This window comes from Ferrovibrio sp., assembly GCF_046297895.1.
In the GTDB taxonomy this organism is placed as follows: Bacteria; Pseudomonadota; Alphaproteobacteria; order Ferrovibrionales; family Ferrovibrionaceae; genus Ferrovibrio.
On sequence record NZ_JBKBHC010000006.1, the window covers coordinates 78682 to 95533 of the forward strand.

General features: G+C 66.1%; 17 protein-coding genes. 1 reads left to right on the top strand and 16 read right to left on the bottom strand.

The features are described from left to right. From ACK4FK_RS11460 to alr, 7 genes are read right to left on the bottom strand one after another with little or no spacing between them, the layout of a single operon-like run. Positions 1-723, bottom strand: a complete 723-nt coding sequence (locus ACK4FK_RS11460; RefSeq protein WP_409745089.1) for an SDR family NAD(P)-dependent oxidoreductase — start codon at positions 721-723, stop codon at positions 1-3. Between the two features lie 26 nt (positions 724-749). Beyond that, positions 750-2207: an amidophosphoribosyltransferase gene (gene purF / locus ACK4FK_RS11465; RefSeq protein ID WP_409745090.1), complete on the bottom strand. Its 1458-nt coding sequence runs from the start codon at positions 2205-2207 to the stop codon at positions 750-752. Positions 2208-2262: 55 nt separating this feature from the next. Continuing rightward, positions 2263-2931, bottom strand: coding sequence for a CvpA family protein (locus tag ACK4FK_RS11470; protein ID WP_409745091.1), 669 nt, complete (start codon positions 2929-2931; stop codon positions 2263-2265). Then, positions 2931-4388, bottom strand: coding sequence for a DNA repair protein RadA (radA, locus tag ACK4FK_RS11475; RefSeq protein ID WP_409745092.1), 1458 nt, complete (start codon positions 4386-4388; stop codon positions 2931-2933). The genes ACK4FK_RS11470 and radA overlap by 1 nt, the downstream gene beginning before the upstream one ends. Next, complete coding sequence (locus tag ACK4FK_RS11480; protein ID WP_409745093.1) at positions 4388-5164, bottom strand: ABC transporter ATP-binding protein; 777 nt, start codon at positions 5162-5164, stop codon at positions 4388-4390. The genes radA and ACK4FK_RS11480 overlap by 1 nt, the downstream gene beginning before the upstream one ends. Continuing rightward, entirely contained in the window at positions 5161-5937 is a 777-nt protein-coding gene (locus ACK4FK_RS11485) for an MlaE family ABC transporter permease (RefSeq protein ID WP_409745094.1), read from the bottom strand. Before ACK4FK_RS11485 ends, ACK4FK_RS11480 begins: the two co-directional genes overlap by 4 nt. After that, positions 5934-7064, bottom strand: coding sequence for an alanine racemase (gene alr, locus ACK4FK_RS11490; protein WP_409745095.1), 1131 nt, complete (start codon positions 7062-7064; stop codon positions 5934-5936). Before alr ends, ACK4FK_RS11485 begins: the two co-directional genes overlap by 4 nt. A gap of 179 nt (positions 7065-7243) precedes the next feature. On the opposite strand from alr, the gene ACK4FK_RS11495 reads away from it, so the two are divergent. Beyond that, complete coding sequence (locus ACK4FK_RS11495) at positions 7244-8158, top strand: DMT family transporter (RefSeq protein ID WP_409745096.1); 915 nt, start codon at positions 7244-7246, stop codon at positions 8156-8158. A gap of 30 nt (positions 8159-8188) precedes the next feature. Here ACK4FK_RS11495 and ACK4FK_RS11500 read toward each other — a convergent pair whose 3' ends face one another. The 9 genes from ACK4FK_RS11500 to rpsF form a co-directional block, all read right to left on the bottom strand. Next, the gene (locus ACK4FK_RS11500) at positions 8189-8956 is read right to left on the bottom strand and encodes a ZIP family metal transporter (RefSeq protein ID WP_409745097.1); all 768 of its coding nucleotides are present in this window, start codon (positions 8954-8956) and stop codon (positions 8189-8191) included. 123 nt (positions 8957-9079) lie between these two features. Beyond that, positions 9080-9610 carry a Spy/CpxP family protein refolding chaperone gene (locus ACK4FK_RS11505; protein ID WP_409745098.1) on the bottom strand — a complete coding sequence of 177 codons (531 nt, stop codon included), beginning with the start codon at positions 9608-9610 and terminating at the stop codon, positions 9080-9082. 164 nt (positions 9611-9774) lie between these two features. Beyond that, entirely contained in the window at positions 9775-10245 is a 471-nt protein-coding gene (locus tag ACK4FK_RS11510) for a chemotaxis protein CheW (protein ID WP_409745099.1), read from the bottom strand. Positions 10246-10247: 2 nt separating this feature from the next. Further along, positions 10248-12341 carry a methyl-accepting chemotaxis protein gene (locus ACK4FK_RS11515; RefSeq protein WP_409745100.1) on the bottom strand — a complete coding sequence of 698 codons (2094 nt, stop codon included), beginning with the start codon at positions 12339-12341 and terminating at the stop codon, positions 10248-10250. A 179-nt stretch (positions 12342-12520) separates the two neighbouring features. After that, positions 12521-14038: a replicative DNA helicase gene (locus ACK4FK_RS11520; RefSeq protein ID WP_409745101.1), complete on the bottom strand. Its 1518-nt coding sequence runs from the start codon at positions 14036-14038 to the stop codon at positions 12521-12523. Positions 14039-14340: 302 nt separating this feature from the next. After that, entirely contained in the window at positions 14341-14889 is a 549-nt protein-coding gene (gene rplI, locus ACK4FK_RS11525) for a 50S ribosomal protein L9 (RefSeq protein ID WP_409745102.1), read from the bottom strand. Further along, on the bottom strand, positions 14889-15860 hold the full coding sequence (locus ACK4FK_RS11530) for a DUF2232 domain-containing protein (RefSeq protein ID WP_409745103.1): 972 nt from the start codon (positions 15858-15860) through the stop codon (positions 14889-14891). Before ACK4FK_RS11530 ends, rplI begins: the two co-directional genes overlap by 1 nt. Before the next feature lie 45 nt (positions 15861-15905). Continuing rightward, positions 15906-16184: a 30S ribosomal protein S18 gene (gene rpsR, locus ACK4FK_RS11535; protein ID WP_409745104.1), complete on the bottom strand. Its 279-nt coding sequence runs from the start codon at positions 16182-16184 to the stop codon at positions 15906-15908. Next, positions 16184-16669: a 30S ribosomal protein S6 gene (gene rpsF, locus ACK4FK_RS11540; protein WP_409745105.1), complete on the bottom strand. Its 486-nt coding sequence runs from the start codon at positions 16667-16669 to the stop codon at positions 16184-16186. The genes rpsR and rpsF overlap by 1 nt, the downstream gene beginning before the upstream one ends. Between the last annotated feature and the right edge of the window lie 183 nt (positions 16670-16852).

A 16852-nucleotide genomic window follows, 5' to 3' on the forward strand; every position in this document is an offset into this window, starting at 1 on the left:
TTACTTGCCGATCCCGCAGAAGTCGCGGGCGGAAATCCATTCGCCGCTGCGTGTGCAGCCTTCCTCGGCCAGCGCCACGAACACCTCCATGATGTCCTCGGCCGTCGGCAGGGTGTTCGGATCCTCGCCGGGAAAGGCCTCGGCGCGCATGTTGGTGCGCGTGCCGCCGGGGTTGACCAGGTTCACGCGGATGTTGCCCTGCGCGCATTCCTTCGCATACCCCAGCACCATGGCATCCAGCGCCGCCTTCGAGGCCGCATAGGCGCCCCAGTAGGCGCGGATGTCGCGGCTGACGCTGGAGGTGACGAAGATGGCGCGGCCGGCCTTTGAGGCATGCAGCAGCGGATGCACGGCGCGGATCAGGCGCTGGTTGGCGTGCACGTTGACCTTGAACACCTTCTCCCACAGGTCGGGCGGGAACTGGTGCAGCGGCGTCATGCGCCCGAAGATGCCGGCATTGCCGACCAGGATGTCGATGCGGCCAAAGCGCTCATACAAAGGCGCGGCCAGGCCGTCGATCAGTTCGGTCTTTTCCAGGTCCAGCGGCACCAGCGTGGCGCTGCCGCCCAGGGCCTTGATCTCGTCGTCCAGTTCCTCCAGCGCGCCGGTAGTGCGGGCGACGCAGATCACATGCGCGCCCTCGGCGGCATAGCGTTTGGCGATGGCGGCACCGATGCCGCGGCTGGCGCCGGTGATCAGCGCGATCCGGTCTTTCAGACGCATGATGGAGTCTCTGTCTTGAAAACTGACTAGCCGGTCTCGGCCAGCAGGGTGAGCTGGCGCGGGCCGCGGGCGGTACGATCCGCTTCGTCGGTCAGGCCGATGGGATAATCGCCCGAGAAGCAGGCATCGCAGAAGGACGGCTTGGCGGCGTCGCGGGCCGGGCGGCCCATGGCGCGGTAGAGGCCGTCCATCGAGAGGAAGGCGAGGCTGTCGGCCTTGATGAACTTGGTCATTTCCTCGACGCTGTGCGTCGCCGCCAGCAGCTTGCTGCGTTCCGGCGTGTCGACTCCGTAGAAGCAGCTATGGGTGGTGGGCGGCGAGGCGATGCGCATGTGCACTTCCTTGGCGCCGGCCTCGCGCACCATCTCGACGATCTTGGTCGAGGTGGTGCCGCGCACGATGGAATCGTCCACCAGGATCACCCGCTTGCCCTCGATATAGGCGCGGTTGGCATTATGCTTCAGCTTCACGCCCAGATGGCGGATCTGGTCGGTCGGTTCGATGAAGGTGCGGCCGACATAATGGTTGCGGATGATGCCGAGCTCAAACGGGATGCCGCTCTCGGCGGCATAGCCGATCGCCGCCGGCACGCCGGAATCCGGCACCGGGATCACCACATCGGCGTCGATGGCGTTCTCGCGGGCCAGTTCGGCGCCGATGCGCTTGCGCGCCTCGTAGACGCTCAGGCCCTCCACCTGCGAATCCGGCCGGGCGAAATAGATGTATTCGAAGATGCAGAAGCGGCGTGGAACGGGCGGGAAGGGATGATGCGAGTGGATGCCCTCGGCGTCGATCACCACCAGTTCGCCCGGCTCGATGTCGCGCACGAAGTCGGCGCCCAGGATGTCGAGCGCGCAGGTCTCGGACGCCAGGATCGGCGCACCCTTCAGGTTGCCCAGCACCAGCGGCCGCACGCCCCAGGGGTCGCGCACGCCGATCAGCTTCTTGGGCGTCAGCGCGACCAGGGCATAGGCGCCCTCGATCTGCTTTAGCGCGTCGACAATGCGGTCCACCACGCTGGTCTTGCGGCTGAGCGCCACCAGATGAGTGATCACTTCCGTGTCCATGGTGGACTGGAAGATACTGCCCTTGGCGACCAGGTCGTCGCGGATCATGCGCGCGTTGGTCAGGTTGCCGTTATGGGCCAGCGCGATGCCGCCGAGTTCCAGGTCGGCGTAGATCGGCTGCACGTTGCGCAACAGCGTCGCGCCCGAGGTGGAATAGCGCACATGGCCGATGGCGCTGCTGCCCGGCAGGTCGCGGATCACCTTTTCCGACGAGAAATTCGGCGCCACATGGCCGAGCGCCCGGTGGCTGTTGAAGCGGCCCTCGTGGAAGGTGACCACGCCGGCCGCCTCCTGGCCGCGATGCTGCAGGGCATGCAGGCCCAGCACGGTATTCGCGGCCGAGTCGGGGTGGCCGTAAATACCGAAGATGCCGCATTCCTCGCGCAGCTTGTCGTCGTCGAAGGGATTGGTCTGCATGGTCAGCGGCTCCGTCGCCCGCGAGCGGTGGACATGGGGCAGGCTTGCGGCGGCTTCAAGGCTTATCCTGCCGGATGATGCTCTCGATGCCCTGGCGTTCCTCGGTCTTATAGCCGGTTTGCCCGCGCGAGTCAGCGCCGGCGGGCTGGCTTTGGCCCCCCCGGGTCTGGTGCGTCGGCACCGGCGTGGGAGCGGGACCGGGTTCTACCCGTTTTTCGGGCACCCGGCTTGGGTCGAGTTGTCGCAGGATCATCTCGGCGCCCCAGGTATAGCCGGTTTCGGCCAGGGGGCGCGTCTTGGCATCGTTCAGCCAGGCCGGGCGGGTCTGCGGCGGAATCAGCCGGTCGGTGATCCAGAAGGCCACCACCACGATCAGGGCGCCCCGGGCCAGGCCGAACAGGAAGCCCAGGCTGCGGTCCACCGCTGAAATCGCCGAGGCGCGCACCTGCTCGGAAATCCAGTGGGTCAGCAGGGAACACAGGATCAGGGTGGGCAGAAACAGGGCCGTGCCGGCGGCGATATCGGCGAACAGGCGCGATTCGATATAGCCGCGGGCGATGTCACGGGCATAGGGAAAGAAGAAATAGGTCGCCGCCAGCGCCGCCACCCAGCCCAGGATGGAGAGGACTTCCTTCACGATGCCGCGGAACAGCGCCAGCAAAGCCGACAGCAGCAGCACGACGATGACGAGCAGGTCGACGATATTCACCGGCAGGGACGACATCAGGCGTCTTCCTCCTGGCCGGTCCAGCCGCTGCGCTGGTTGCGCCCGGCGGCGGCCCGCTTGGCGGCGGCCCGGGCGGCGGGAAACAGTTCGACCAGTTCGTTCAGCCGCATCAGTTCGCTCGTTCCGATGCCCTTGACCTTGTTCTTCGCACCCGCCGGCATCACCGCGTGCTCAAAGCCCAGCTTGGCGGCCTCCTTCAGCCGCGACTCCGCCTGGCTCACCGGGCGCACCTCGCCGGCCAGGCTGATCTCGCCGAAAAAGACCGTACGCTCCGGTGCCGGGCTGTCGGCCAGCGCCGAGAGCAGGGCGGCGGCCACGGCCAGATCGGCGGCAGGTTCGACCACCCTGAGGCCGCCGGCGACGTTGAGATAGACGTCGCAGCCCGAGTAGCGCAAGCCACATCTGGCATCCAGCACGGCCAGAACCATGGCAAGCCGCCCGGTATCCCAGCCCACCACGGTGCGGCGCGGGGTGGCCAGCGGCGAGGGCGCAACCAGGGCCTGGATTTCCACCAATAACGGCCGGGTGCCTTCCATGCCCGCGAAGATGGCGGAACCCGCCACCGGTTCGCCCTTGCCGGCTTCCGAGCGGCCCAGGAATAGGGCGGAAGGGTTGGGTACTTCCGACAGGCCGCCATCGGTCATGCTGAACACGCCGATTTCGTCGGTGGCGCCGAAGCGGTTTTTCACCGCGCGCAGAATGCGGAACTGATGCCCCCGTTCGCCCTCGAAATACAGCACGGTATCGACCATGTGCTCGACCACGCGCGGACCGGCGATCTGGCCGTCCTTGGTCACATGGCCGACCAGGAACACGGCGGCATTCGACTGCTTGGCCACGCGGATCAGTTCATGGGCGCAGGCGCGCACCTGGTTCACGGTGCCCGGCGCACTTTCGATATTGTCGGCGAAGATGGTCTGGATGGAGTCGATCACGACCACGGCCGGCGCGCCTTTTCCTTGCGCCATCGCCGTGTCGATGCCGGCCAGGATGTCGCGCAGGGAATTGGCCGCTGCCAGCATCACCGGCGCATCGGCCAGCCCCAGACGCTGCGCGCGCAGGCCGATCTGCGCCACGGCCTCTTCGCCCGAAACATAGAGCGCGGTGGCACCACGCCGCGCCAGTTGCGCCACGGCCTGCAGCAGGATGGTGGATTTGCCGATACCGGGGTCGCCGCCGATCAGGATGGCGGAACCGGGCACCAGCCCGCCGCCCAGCACGCGGTCGAGTTCGGCGATGCCGGTGACGGTACGCACGACCTTGTCGGGCTGGCCGCTCAACGACGCGAAGCCGATCGCCTTGCCCTTGCCGGCGGAAAGCCCCTTGGGCACGGCGATCTTCGGCGCCTCTTCCAGGATGGTGTTCCAGCCGCCGCAGGAATCGCAGCGGCCCTGCCATTTGCGGTAGGCGGCGCCGCAGCTCTGGCAGACGAAGGACTCCGTCGCTTTCGCCATCAGGGTTTCAGCACTTCCATCTTGATCGGACCTTCCGCCCGACCGTGAATGAACTGGTCGACATACTCGTTGCCGGACTTATCGACCTCGGCCGCGGTGCCGTGCCAGATGATGCGGCCCTTGTAGATCATCGCGATGTAGTCGGCGATCTTGCGGGCGCTGGCCATATCGTGCGTGATGCTCAGCGTGGTGGCGCCCAGTTTCTGCACGCAGGACTTGATCAGGTTGTTGATCACGTCGGCCATGATCGGATCGAGGCCGGTGGTTGGTTCGTCGAAGAAGATGATTTCGGGTTCGGCCGCGATGGCGCGGGCCAGCGCCACGCGTTTCTGCATGCCGCCCGACAGCTCGGCCGGTGACAGCTCGCCCACTTCCGGGCCCAGGCCCACCTGGCCCAGTTTTTCCAGCGCAATTTCCTTGGCCTTGTCACGGTCCATGCGCCGGCCCTGGATCAGTCCGAAGGCGACATTCTCCCAGACCTTCAGCGAGTCAAACAGCGCCGAGCCCTGGAACAGCATGCCGAACTTGCGCAGCGCCTGCTCGCGCTCGCTGGCGCTGAATTTCATCGCGTCCTGGCCGTCGATCAGGATTTCGCCGCGTTCGGGCCGGATCAGGCCGAGCACGCATTTCAGCATCACCGACTTGCCGGTGCCCGAGCCGCCGATCACCACCAGCGACTTGCCGCGCGGCACCTCCAGGTCGATGCCGTCCAGCACCACCTTGCTGCCGAACTGCTTGTGAACGCCCTTCAGGGCTATCTTGGCGTCGCTGCTCATTTGCCCGAGAAGAAGAGTTCGGTGACGAAGTAGTTGGCGATCAGGATCAGGATCGAGGCCGACACCACCGCATCCGTGGTGGCGCGGCCCACGCCCTGGGCGCCGCCCTTGGAATGGAAGCCGTGATAGCAGCCCATCAATGCGATGATGAAACCGAACACCGAAGCCTTCACCAGGCCCGAGATCACGTCCATGGCCTCGAGGAAGTCGAAGGTGTTCTTCAGATAGGTGCCGGCATTGAAGCCCAGCTTGTGGGTACCCACCAGATAACCGCCCATCACGCCGATGATGTCGGCCACCAGGATCAGGACCGGCAGGGTGACGACGCCGGCGATGATGCGCGGCGCCACCAGGTATTTGTAGGGATTGGTCGAAAGCGTGGTCAGCGCGTCGATCTGCTCGGTCACGCGCATGGTGCCGATTTCAGCCGCCATGGCAGAAGCAACGCGGCCGGCCACCATCAGGCCGCCCAGCACCGGGCCCAGCTCGCGCGTGATGCCCAGCACCACGATCCAGGCCACGGCATTCTCGGCATTGAAGCGCGACGAGCCCAGATAGATCTGCAGGGCCAGCACCATGCCGGTGAACAGGGCCGTGAGGCCGACGACGGGCAGCGAGAAATAGCCGATCACCATCATCTGTCTGCCGGTCAGGCGCAGATAGACCGGCGGCGCGAAGACATGCCGCACGCCATGGAAGGTGAAGATGCTGACCCGGCCGATGGCGGCCAGGAAATTCAGGAAGACGCGCCCGATGACGGCAAGCGGGTTCATGCGGCGCTCTTGTAGACGCGGCGATAGCGTTTGCCGAGCTGGGTCAGCAGCTCGTAGCCGATGGTACCGGCCGCCGCGGCCTGCTCCTCGATGTCAATGCCGCCGCCCAGCAGGCTGACGCGCGCACCCGGCGCGCAGTCTTGGGCGTCGAGCGCCGAGACATCCAGCGTGATCAGATCCATGGAAACCCGCCCCGCGATAGGCACCCTGACATGGCCCTGGCGACCCTTGATGACGGCGCTGCCCCGACCCGACAGCGCGCGAGAGAACCCATCGGCATAACCGACCGCCACTGTGGCGATTCGGCTCGGTTTTTCAACGATATAGCCGGCACCGTAGCCAACGGTGTCGCCCCTGTCAACGGAACGGACCTGCAGGATTCTGCCTTGCAGATGAACCACTTCCGCCATCCGGCTGGCTTCGCGGCGGGGGCCGGCGGCGGGGTCCAGCGGGTTGCAGCCATACAGCGCGATACCTGGCCGCAGGATGTCGTGGTGGAAGCCGGCGCCCAGGAAGATGCCGGCGGAATTGGCCAGGCTGCCCTTCAGGGCGGGGAAGCGTTTTCGCCAGTCGGCGAAGCGCTCGCGCTGCGTCTGGTTCAGCGGATGGTCCGGCTCATCGGAACAGGCCAGGTGGGTCATGACGAAGCCGATATCCAGTCCGTCCAGCGCGCGGGGATCCTGGATCAGGATATTGGCTTCCGCCTCGCTCAGGCCCAGCCGGTTCATGCCGGTATCGATATGGAGCGCGGCCGGCAGTTTGCGGCCCAGCCGGCGCGCCTCGGCCGCCCAGGCGGCAATCTGGCCCGGGGTGGACAGCACGGGGCTGAGGTTTGCTGCGGCCAGATCGGCTTCCGCGCCCGCCGCCGGGCCATGCAGGATGTGGATGGTGCCGTCCGGGACCGCCTCGCGCAGGGCCAGCGCCTCGGTGGAATGGGCCACGAAAAAGCGGCGGCAGCCGGCAGCAAACAGGGCCGGGCCGACTTTCGCCGCGCCCAGGCCATAGGCATCGGCCTTCACCACGGCGCCGCATTCGCTGTTGGGGGCCATGCCGCCCAGCCGGCGCCAGTTGGCGACCAGCGCATCAAGATCGATGGTGAGAATCGCCTGGTCGCCGAAATCGGTCATGGCCGCTGTTTAGCCCAGACCCGCCGAAAGCGACAGGGCTAAATGCCGTTTCTGTGACCTTGTCCGGCCCGCCTGGCTGGGTCAGAGTACGGCCAAGGGGGATTGGCCACGGAAGAGGGCGATCAGAGTCGTTTTGCGTCCGCATCGCCATGCGCATTGCCCTGGGGGAGTTGCCGTCCGTGTTCCAGCCCATACAGCCCATCGTTCAGGGCATTTATTCCAGTCCGTATCTGCTGCTGGTGCTCACCACTGCGATGTGGGGCGGCCATTCGGTGGTCAGCCGGCTGGCGGTGGGCGAAATCTCGCCCGCCTCGCTCACCTGCCTGCGCTGGCTGGTGGTGGCCAGCATCATGTTCGCCATCAGCGGCCGGGGCCTGCGCGAGCACTGGCCCACGCTGAAACCACGGCTGTGGTATCTCGGTGCCATGGGCACGCTGGGCTATACCGGCTACAACACGCTGCTCTACTGGTCGGCGCATACCACCACCGCCATCAATATCGGCATCATCAACGCCGCCATGCCGGCGCTGATCTTCATCGGCGCGTTCATGATGTTCGGCCAGCGCGTGCGCCTGCTGCAATGGATCGGGATGGCCGTCTCGATGGTGGGCGTGGTGGTGACGGCGGCGAAGGGCGATTTCGCCACCCTGCTGGCGCTGACCATCAATCGCGGCGACATCCTGATCCTGATCGCCACCGTGCTCTATGCCGGCTATTCCGTGCTGCTGCGCAACCGGCCGCTGGTGCCCGGGCTGGTCTTCTTCGCCGCCATGGCGCCGGCGGCGGCGATCTCGTCGATCATCCTTCTCGGCGTCGAGATCATGGCCGGGGAATTCTACATCCCGACCTGGAAGGGCTGGCTGGTGCTGCTGTATGTGGCGATCTTTCCCTCGCTGCTGTCGCAGATTTTCTTCATCCGCGCCGTCGAGCTGATCGGCGCCGGCCGCGCCGGCCTGTTCACCAACCTGATGCCGCTGTTCAGCACCGGTTTCGCCATGCTGATCCTGAACGAGCAGCTTGCGCTGTATCACGTTGCCGCCCTGGTGCTGGTGCTGGGCGGCATCCTGCTGGCGGAATGGAAGCGGGGGCTCTAGTTCAGTTCGGGCTTTATCAGCCCAGAAACATCACCCCAGGGCCACATCCAGATACAGCATCACCACGAAACCGGCGAACAGGGCGGTGGTGGCGCCGCGTTCCACGCCATGGCGATGGGTTTCCGGAATCACTTCGGACGAGATGATGAACAGCATCGCGCCGGCGGCGAAGGCCAGCGCCCAGGGCAGTAGGCCGGCCGAGATCGCCAGCGCGCCGGCGCCCACGATGCCGCCCAGCGGTTCCAGTGCGCCGGTCAGCGCCGCGATCAGGAAGGCATGGCTGCGGCCATAGCCTTCGCCGCGCAGGGCCACCGCCACGGCCAGGCCCTCGGGCAGGTTCTGCAGGCCGATGCCGAGCGTCACGCCCAGGCCGCTGCCCAGATCGCCACTGGCGGCGCCGATGCCCACGGCCAGGCCTTCAGGGAAGTTATGCAGGGCGATGGCGATGACAAACAGCCATACGCGGGCCAGCCGCGTCGCATCCATGCCCTCGCGGCCTTTCTCGCCGAAATGTTCGTGCGGCGCGTAGCGGTGTGCCAGGTGCATGACCAGCGCGCCGACCAGCAGCGCGACGATGACGGCCAGCGCCGCCTGGCTGGGATTGCCCAGGCCTGACTCGGCCTGCGCCAGCGCGGGCAGCAGCAGCGAGAAGAAGGTGGCGGCCAGCATCACGCCGGCGGCGAAGGCCAGCATCATGTTCTGCGTGGTCGATTGCATGCCGCGCAGGAAAAACACCGGCACGGCGCCCAGGCTGGTGGCCAGGAAGCCGGCGATCACGCTGGCCAGGACGCCGAGCATGAAAGGGGAAAGCGATGCGGTAAGCGCGCTGAGATCCATGCCTCAGATGTAGCATGGCCGCCGCGGCATGGAAAAGGCGGGGTTCGGAAACCCCGCCTCGCGGTCCGTTGATTATGGATCGGTTCAGTGATGCCGGGGGCCGTGCTTGCCCATGCCATGCCCCATATGCGGGCCGCCCATGCCGCGTGCCAGCAGGGCGTCGGCGGTTTTCTTCTGCTCCTCCGACAGCGACTGATAGAGCGGCTTCATGGCGGCGAGATAACGGTCCTGCGCGGCCACGGCCTCCTTCATCATGGCCTGGCGCCGCTCCATGCGCTCGATGGCGGATGGCGGGGTCTGCGTGCTGGCCTGTTGGCGATGCGCCTCGAAGTGGGCCTGCATGGCCTGGGCGCTGGCGCGCATCTCGTCGGCCAGCCTGTCGAACAGCGGCTGCTGGGCGGTGGTGAGTTTCAGTTCGGTGCGCAGGAAGGCGATGCGGCCCTCGATGAAGCGGGCGGGGCCGGCTTGGTCGGCCTGCATCTGCATGTGCTGCCCATGCGGGCCAGGCCCCATCGAACCGGGGCCCATCTGCGGGCCGGGCTGGGCGAAGGCGAGGCCGCCGGTGAAGCCGGTGGCGATCACGCTGGCGGCGATGAGGAGGTTGCGGACGGACATGACAAAACTCCTGAGGTTGCGGGCGGGTGCCGCTCCGGTTCCCGGGTGTGTAGAACCGGAGCGGAGACGGCGCGGGAGGAAACTGAACACCGTCGTCACCCATAAACACGCAACGCATCGGGATTTCCTGCGGCGCATGTCCACCGCCGCAGGAAACGGCGGAATTACGCCGCCGCCGACATGTCTTCCAGTTCGGGCATGCCCTGGTCGGGCATGCGGTTGCCGGCCAGCTTCTGCAGGGCCAGCAGCGGCACCAGCTTCTCGCCGACCGTGGCGATGCCGTCGACCAGGCCTGACGACCAGGCCTCGCCCTCGTCGGCGCGGCTGATCCGACCGGTGTCGATGCTCACGATGTCGGACACGCTGTCGACCAGCAGGCCGAGCGGCTTGCCGTTCAGCACCGCCACCACGATCACATCCTGCGGCTTGGGTTCGGGCGCCGGTTTGCTCAGGATGCGCCGGGCATCGAAGACCGGCAGCACCTGGCCGCGCAGGTTGATCACGCCGAGGCAGCTCGGATCGGTGTTGGGCAGCGGCGAGACCGGCGACCAGCCGCGGATTTCCTGGATCTGCAGCAGCGGCAGCGCATAGGTCTGGTCCGCCACGTTGATCAGAAGGGCATCGTAGCTGTCCATGATCAGAACTCCTGCCAGTCTTGGTCGTTGGCTTGTTCCGCAGCCGGTGCGGCGGCCGGTTTCGCGGCCGGCTTGGCCTGCGCGGTCGTCTTCGCGGCGACGACCGGCTTGGTGGCGGCGGGTTTTTGCAGCGTGACCACCTTGGCGGCGGGCTTGGCGGCGCTGACCGCCGGAGCGGCGGCCGAGCTGCTGCCGGTCCGGAAGAAGCCGACCAGATTGGCCAGCTCGGCAGCCTGTTCAGACAGAGCCTGGGCCGAGGCGGAGGTTTCCTCCACCAGGGCGCCGTTGCGCTGGGTCATCTCGTCCATCTGGCCCACGGCCGTGTTGATCTGCTCCAGGCCGGTGGCCTGTTCGCGTGAGGCCGCGGCGATCTCCGAGACGATGTCGGTCACCTTCTTCACGGCGCCGACGATCTCGTTCAGAGTCTCGCCGGCCTGATTGACCAGCTTGCCGCCTTCGCGCACCTGGCCGTTCGACTCGGTGATCAGCGCCTTGATGTCGCGCGAGGCATCGGCGGCGCGCTGGGCGAGCGAACGCACCTCCTGCGCCACGACCGCAAAGCCCTTGCCGGCCTCGCCCGCACGCGCCGCTTCCACCGAGGCGTTGAGCGCCAACAGGTTGGTCTGGAAGGCGATCTCCTCGATCAGGCCGACGATGTCGGCGATCTTGCCGGCCGAACCCTCGATGCGGCCCATGGCATTCACCACGTCGCCCATCACCTGGCCGCCCTTGTTGGCGGCCTCGCGGGCCATGGCAGCCATCTGGCTGGCGGCCTGGGCGTTGTCGGCATTCTGCTTCACCGTCGTGGTGATCTCGTGCATGGAGGCGGCCGTCTCCTCGATGGAGGCAGCCTGGCTTTCCGTGCGCTGGGCCAGGTCCTGGCTGCCGGTCGAGATCTCGGCCGAGGCGCTCTTCACCAGTTCGGCGCTTTCGGCCAGGCGGCCGGCGAAATCGCGCAGCTTGTCGGCCATGGCGTTGACGCTGTCCTTCAAGGTACCGAAAACGCCGTGATAGTTGCCTTTCACCTGGTGGGTCAGGTCGCCCTGAGCCATGTTGGCGGTGACGGTGGCCATCTCGCCGGTCATCTGCTGCAGCATGCCGGTCAGGCCGTTCAGCCGCTGGCTGATGGTGAGCAGGAAGCCCTCCTTGTCGGCCTCGTTCAGGCGGGTATCGAGATTGCCGGCGGCGGCCTTGTCGCAGAGATCGGAGATCTCCTCGATGGCCTTGCGCTCGCGGGCCTCGCGGGCGGCGCGCTGCTCCTCGGCCACGCGGCGCTGCTCGGCGATGTCGGCTTCCGCCTTCTCGCGGGCGATCATGTTGTCCTTGAACACCTGGACGCTGCCGGCCATCTGGCCGATCTCGTCCTTGCGGCCGGCGCCGAAGACCTCGACCTTGGTATCGCCATCGGCCAGGGTGCGCATGCCTGTCGCCAGCTTGGCGATCGGCCGGGTGATCGTGAGCATCGAGATCGCCAAGCCCAGGGCCAGCGTGGCAATGATCACGGCGACGGAAATCCCGATGATCAGGGGGACCTGGGTATTGATGTATTCGTTGATCTGGGCCGTGATTTCGTCGATAGCCCTGTCGTTACGTTCGGCCGCCTCGCGCAGGCTCTTGTTTACCGCCGAGCGGTTGGCGCGGTTGGCCTCATTGTTGCCCTGCTCGTTGGCGGCGGCGATGCTCACTTCGGTGCCAAGACGCGCGGTCTCGCGCCGGAAGGTGATGAAATCCTGCAACTGCTTCTTGCGCTCCTGGAAGGCCTGCAGGCGGTGGGCCGGTTGGGTCTTCTCATACGGCGGGATCAATTTTTCTATTTCTGCCAGATGGCCGAGCAGGTTCTTGGCGAAGGGCTTAGCCGCCTCGGTGTCCTTCGACATGTAGATGCCGCGAGACTCCATAACCACGGCGTAGACCAGAGCATCGATTTTTTCCGCATAGAGGGCGCGGCGCGCGGTCTGGGTCAGTTCCTCGACGCGCCGGTCATAGGTATTGATGCCATTGACGCCCAGCCAGGCGACGGTGCCCAAGCCGATGGCGGAGATCAGGAGCACGATGGCGACACGCACGCCGATCTTGAGATTATTGAAGAAAGACATGATGGCTCTCCCGCTGTAAGTCCGAACCACGCGGCTGTTTAGCCTGCGTTGTCCGTCTCTTACGCGCGAGACGCAATCAGGGGGAGTTTATATCCAGTAAGGTTACACGCCCGTAATGCGCAGGTTATCAAAAAGTAATGCTCGCATAAAATGTTATGCGATGCCGGTCTGTCCGGGGGCTAATACGCCTCGGGCAGGTGGTCCGGGGCGATGTAGTCGCTGAAGCGGGTGAATTCGCTCTCGAACTGCAGCACCACCTTGCCGATGGGGCCATGGCGCTGCTTGCCGATGATGGCCTCGGCCAGGTTGGCGATGCGGGCCATCTTCTCCTGCCAGGCGGCATGCTCGGGCGTATCCATCGTCGGTTCCTTGCGGGCCTCGTAATATTCCTCGCGGAACACGAACATCACCACGTCGGCATCCTGCTCGATCGAGCCGGATTCGCGCAGGTCGGAAAGCTGGGGCCGCTTGTCGTCGCGGCTTTCGACGGCGCGGCTGAGCTGTGAGAGCGCGATCACCGGCACGTTCAGATCCTTGGCCAGCGCCTTCAGCGCCTGGGTCACTTCCGAGATCTCCTGCACGCGGTTGTCGTTGCGGCGCGAATTGGCGCCACGCACGAGCTGCAGGTAGTCGACGATGATCAGGCCGATATTGTGCGCGCGCTTCAGCCGGCGGGCGCGGCTGCGCAGCAGGGCGATCGAGATCGCGCCGGTATCGTCGATGAAGAAGGGAATCTGCGACAGCGTCTTCGACACCGGCACGATCTGGCGGGTGAATTCGTCGTCGGTGATGTCGCCGCGGCGCAGGCGTTCCGACTGGATGCGCGTCTGCTCCGACAGGATACGGGTGGCGAGCTGTTCCGACGACATTTCCAGGCTGAAGAAGGCCACCGGCGCGCCTTCCTTGCCGCCGCTTTCGAAATAGGCCTTGGCGGCGTTGAAGCCGATATTGGTGACCAGCGCCGTCTTGCCCATCGAGGGGCGGCCGGCCAGGATGATCAGGTCGGATGCGTGCAGGCCGCCCAGCTTGGCGTCCATGTCCTTCAGGCCGGTGGTGACGCCGGACAGGCCGCCGCGCTGGTAGGCCGCCTGCACCATCTCGATGGATTTGGTGATCGAATCCTTGAACGAGACGAAGCCGCCTTCCGCATTGCCCTCGTCGGCCAGCTTGAACAGCTTCTGCTCGGCCTGCTCGATCTGGTCCGAGGCCGGCTCGTCGATCTTGGGATCGTAGGCGCGGTTGACCATGTCCTCGCCGATGCCGATCAGCTCGCGCCGCATCGCCAGGTCGTGGATCACCTTGGCGTAATCCTCGGCATTGATCACGGTGGTGGCGGCGGCGGCCAGGCGGGCGAGGTAGGTGGTGCCGCCGGCCTTGGCGATCACCTCGTCGCGCTCGAAATAGGCCTTCAGCGTCACCGGATTGGCGATCTCGCCGCGCTCGATCAGCGTCAGGGTCGCCTGGTAGATGCGGCGATGCGCCTCGTGGAAGAAATGCTCCGGTTGCAGGAAGCCCGACACCTTCATGGCGGCGTCGTTGTTGACCAGGATGGCGCCCAGCAGTTCCTGCTCGGCATCCAGGTTGTGTGGCTGGATGCGGAAGGCCGGCTCGCCGGTCGTGTTCAGGCCGCCCCCATTGATGCCCTGGGCGGCCTGATCATTGGCGGTCGGTGCGGTAAACGGGGTCAGCACAGCCATCGCGGACTTCTTCCCAACTTCAATCCATGCCGTTCATCTTCGTGACTGCGCCATGACGGTTCTGTTGCGAAGCCACGCAGCGGGGCGGCATTAACGGCGATGCGGCCCCGCACTTCCAGTCCTGATTTTGGTTGACGGCGTATTATCCCCCGAATTCTCGCTGGGGATAAGTCAATTCGATAAGTCAGTATGTTAGCAGAGGAAATCCACAGGCATCGTTCATATGTATAAAACGTGTTTCACAAACGAATCGGGCCGGCATTGCTGCCGGCCCGATCTGTAACACACACGCGGCGAGGGGATCAGGCCTGTTCGGCTTCGCCCTCGGCCTCGGCGGCCTCTTCGCCTTCCAGCGTGACGCCTTCGTCCAGCAGGGTCTCGGCTGCCACCTGCTTCTCGGCCTCGGCCTCGGAGCGGGCGACGTTCACCTTAACCTCGACCGAGACTTCCGGATGCAGCGACACCTTGACCGCATAAACGCCCACCGCCTTGATCGGGGTGGTCAGGTTCACCTGGTTGCGGCTGACGGTGAAGCCGGCTGCGGTGATGGCGTCCGCGATGTCGCGGGCGCTGACCGAGCCATAGAGCTGGCCGCTGTCGCCGGCCTGGCGCAGCAGGGCCACGCTCAGGCCTTCCATCTTGACGGCGACCTTTTCGGCCTCGCCCTTCTTGGCCAGGTTCTGCGCCTCAAGCTGGGCGCGCTGCGTCTCGAAGACCTTCTTGTTGGCCTCGGTGGCCCGCAGCGCCTTCTTGCGCGGCAGCAGGAAGTTACGGGCATAGCCGTCCTTCACCTTCACCACTTCGCCCATCTGGCCGAGCTTCTCGACGCGTTCGAGCAGAATCACTTCCATTAGTCGTTCTCCCGGCTGGCTCCGGCCCCGGCGAAACGCCGGCGGAAACCCGCCCATTCTTCGATGAAACCCAGGATGACCACCAGTACGCCGACCAGTGCGCCAGCCACTACCAGAGCCGCATAAAAGGCGGCCAAAACCAGACCCGGCACAGCAGCCTTCGCCGCCATGCCATGCACCACCGCCAGCCCCTGCAGGAAGTAGGGGAAGGCCAGGATCGCCGCCGCCGTGGCGCCGATGAAACCGGCATCGCCCGGCAGGACGAAACCGGCGACGATCGCCGCCGCCAGCGCGAAGGCCAGCGGACGCGGCAGCACCAGCGCCCGGTAACGCGGGGTCGGGCGACGGGTCTGCTTGAGCATCCGTGCCAGGCCCTGCGCCAGGGTGCCGTTGATCGTCATCATCACCAGCCAGCTGAAGCCGAACACCGCCGGCATCAGGGTGGCCAGGCTCTTCGCCATCGCCGCCACGTCGCCACCCTGCCGGGCGGCTTCGTTCTGCGGCATCGCGGCCAGGAAATGCTCCAGCAGCGGCTGAAGCATGCCGGTCATGCCGCCTTCGCGGTCAGCCGTCAGCAGCAGCGCGAGGGCAAACAGCCCCAGCGCCCAGCCCACCAGCCAGACCACCAGATGGCCCGCGGGATACCATTCCAGCCCGTCATGCACCTCGGCATCGGCCGAGGCTTCCGTGGCCGGCCGCGCCAGCAGCGCCTGCCGCACCACCAGCGCGGCCGGAGCCGCGAAGGTGACGAGGAAGATGCCGCCCGACAGCAGCCCGTTCAGCCCGCTGATCAGCGTGCCGACGCCGCCGGCGATCACCGCGGCGGGAAGGCCGTGGGTCAGGCCGGCCAGAAACAGCGGCAGCGGCGCCAGATAGCCGAGCATGATGCCGAGCGGACCGCTTGCGGCGGTCAGCACCAGCACCGCGCTCGCTCCACCGGCGAGGCTACCGACTATCAGGCTGCGCATCATGGCTGCGGGTCCGTTACCGGCTTCCTTGCGGAAGCCGGAGGTGGCTCACTTGATGACGAACGGCAGCAGGGCCAGGTTGCGGGCGCGCTTGATGGCCTGGGCCAGTTCGCGCTGCTTCTTGGCGGATACTGCGGTGATGCGCGACGGCACGATCTTGCCGCGCTCGGAAATGAAGCGCGACAGCAGCTTCACGTCCTTGTAGTCGATCTTCGGCGCATTCGTGCCCGAGAACGGGCAGGTCTTGCGACGGCGGAAGAAGGGACGACGGGCGCCGCCGGCGCCGCCACGACCGCCAGCGGCGGGCTTGGTACCAGTGCTCGACATTATGCATTCTCCCCGGTCGAAGCTTCTTCACGTTCGAAACGCGGACGACGCTCGCCGCGATCGCCACGGTCGCCGCGATCACCGCCGAAGCCGCCACGGCCGCCGCCGAAGCCGCCGCGCTCGCCGAAGCCGCGCTCCGGACGGTCGCCGCGCTCGCCGCGATCCTTGTTGAGCAGCATGGCCGACTGGCCTTCTTCCAGCTTCTCGACGCGAACGGTCAGGTAGCGCAGGATGTCTTCATGAATGCGCATGTTGCGCTCCAGCTCGGCAACGGCGTTGCCCGAGGCCTGGATGTTCATGAGCACATAGTGCCCCTTCTTGTTCTTCTTGATGCGGTAGGCAAGGTTGCGCAGGCCCCACTGCTCGGTCTTGGTGACCTCGCCGCCCTGGCCCTTGATGATGTCGCTGAATTGCGCGACCAGCGCCTCGACCTGGGCGGTCGAGATGTCCTGGCGCGCGATGAATACGTTCTCGTAGAACGCCATCGGCAGCTCTCCTTCTGGCTTTAGCGGCCCGGCGGCGGCGCACCATGCGACGACGGATCGGGCCTGGCCGGACCCGAGGTGAGTCCAGCAAGGAGCTATGTGAGGGCGCGGACTATAGCGATTTTCCGCCCGTTGGCAATATCGGCCGGCAAGGCCGGAATCCCGCCTTGAAGCGGCAGTATC

Coding starts and splice junctions, on each gene's coding strand:
- ACK4FK_RS11485 (WP_409745094.1), bottom strand. CDS start 5,937: ATGAACCCGCTTGCCGTCATCGGGCGCGTCTTCCTGAATTTCCTGGCC.
- rpsR (WP_409745104.1), bottom strand. CDS start 16,184: ATGTCGAGCACTGGTACCAAGCCCGCCGCTGGCGGTCGTGGCGGCGCC.
- ACK4FK_RS11500 (WP_409745097.1), bottom strand. CDS start 8,956: ATGCTCGGCGTCCTGGCCAGCGTGATCGCCGGCTTCCTGGCCACCAGC.
- purF (WP_409745090.1), bottom strand. CDS start 2,207: ATGCAGACCAATCCCTTCGACGACGACAAGCTGCGCGAGGAATGCGGC.
- alr (WP_409745095.1), bottom strand. CDS start 7,064: ATGACCGATTTCGGCGACCAGGCGATTCTCACCATCGATCTTGATGCG.
- ACK4FK_RS11510 (WP_409745099.1), bottom strand. CDS start 10,245: ATGGACAGCTACGATGCCCTTCTGATCAACGTGGCGGACCAGACCTAT.
- rplI (WP_409745102.1), bottom strand. CDS start 14,889: ATGGAAGTGATTCTGCTCGAACGCGTCGAGAAGCTCGGCCAGATGGGC.
- ACK4FK_RS11515 (WP_409745100.1), bottom strand. CDS start 12,341: ATGTCTTTCTTCAATAATCTCAAGATCGGCGTGCGTGTCGCCATCGTG.
- ACK4FK_RS11505 (WP_409745098.1), bottom strand. CDS start 9,610: ATGTCCGTCCGCAACCTCCTCATCGCCGCCAGCGTGATCGCCACCGGC.
- radA (WP_409745092.1), bottom strand. CDS start 4,388: ATGGCGAAAGCGACGGAGTCCTTCGTCTGCCAGAGCTGCGGCGCCGCC.
- ACK4FK_RS11480 (WP_409745093.1), bottom strand. CDS start 5,164: ATGAGCAGCGACGCCAAGATAGCCCTGAAGGGCGTTCACAAGCAGTTC.
- rpsF (WP_409745105.1), bottom strand. CDS start 16,669: ATGGCGTTCTACGAGAACGTATTCATCGCGCGCCAGGACATCTCGACC.
- ACK4FK_RS11530 (WP_409745103.1), bottom strand. CDS start 15,860: ATGATGCGCAGCCTGATAGTCGGTAGCCTCGCCGGTGGAGCGAGCGCG.
- ACK4FK_RS11470 (WP_409745091.1), bottom strand. CDS start 2,931: ATGTCGTCCCTGCCGGTGAATATCGTCGACCTGCTCGTCATCGTCGTG.
- ACK4FK_RS11520 (WP_409745101.1), bottom strand. CDS start 14,038: ATGGCTGTGCTGACCCCGTTTACCGCACCGACCGCCAATGATCAGGCC.
- ACK4FK_RS11460 (WP_409745089.1), bottom strand. CDS start 723: ATGCGTCTGAAAGACCGGATCGCGCTGATCACCGGCGCCAGCCGCGGC.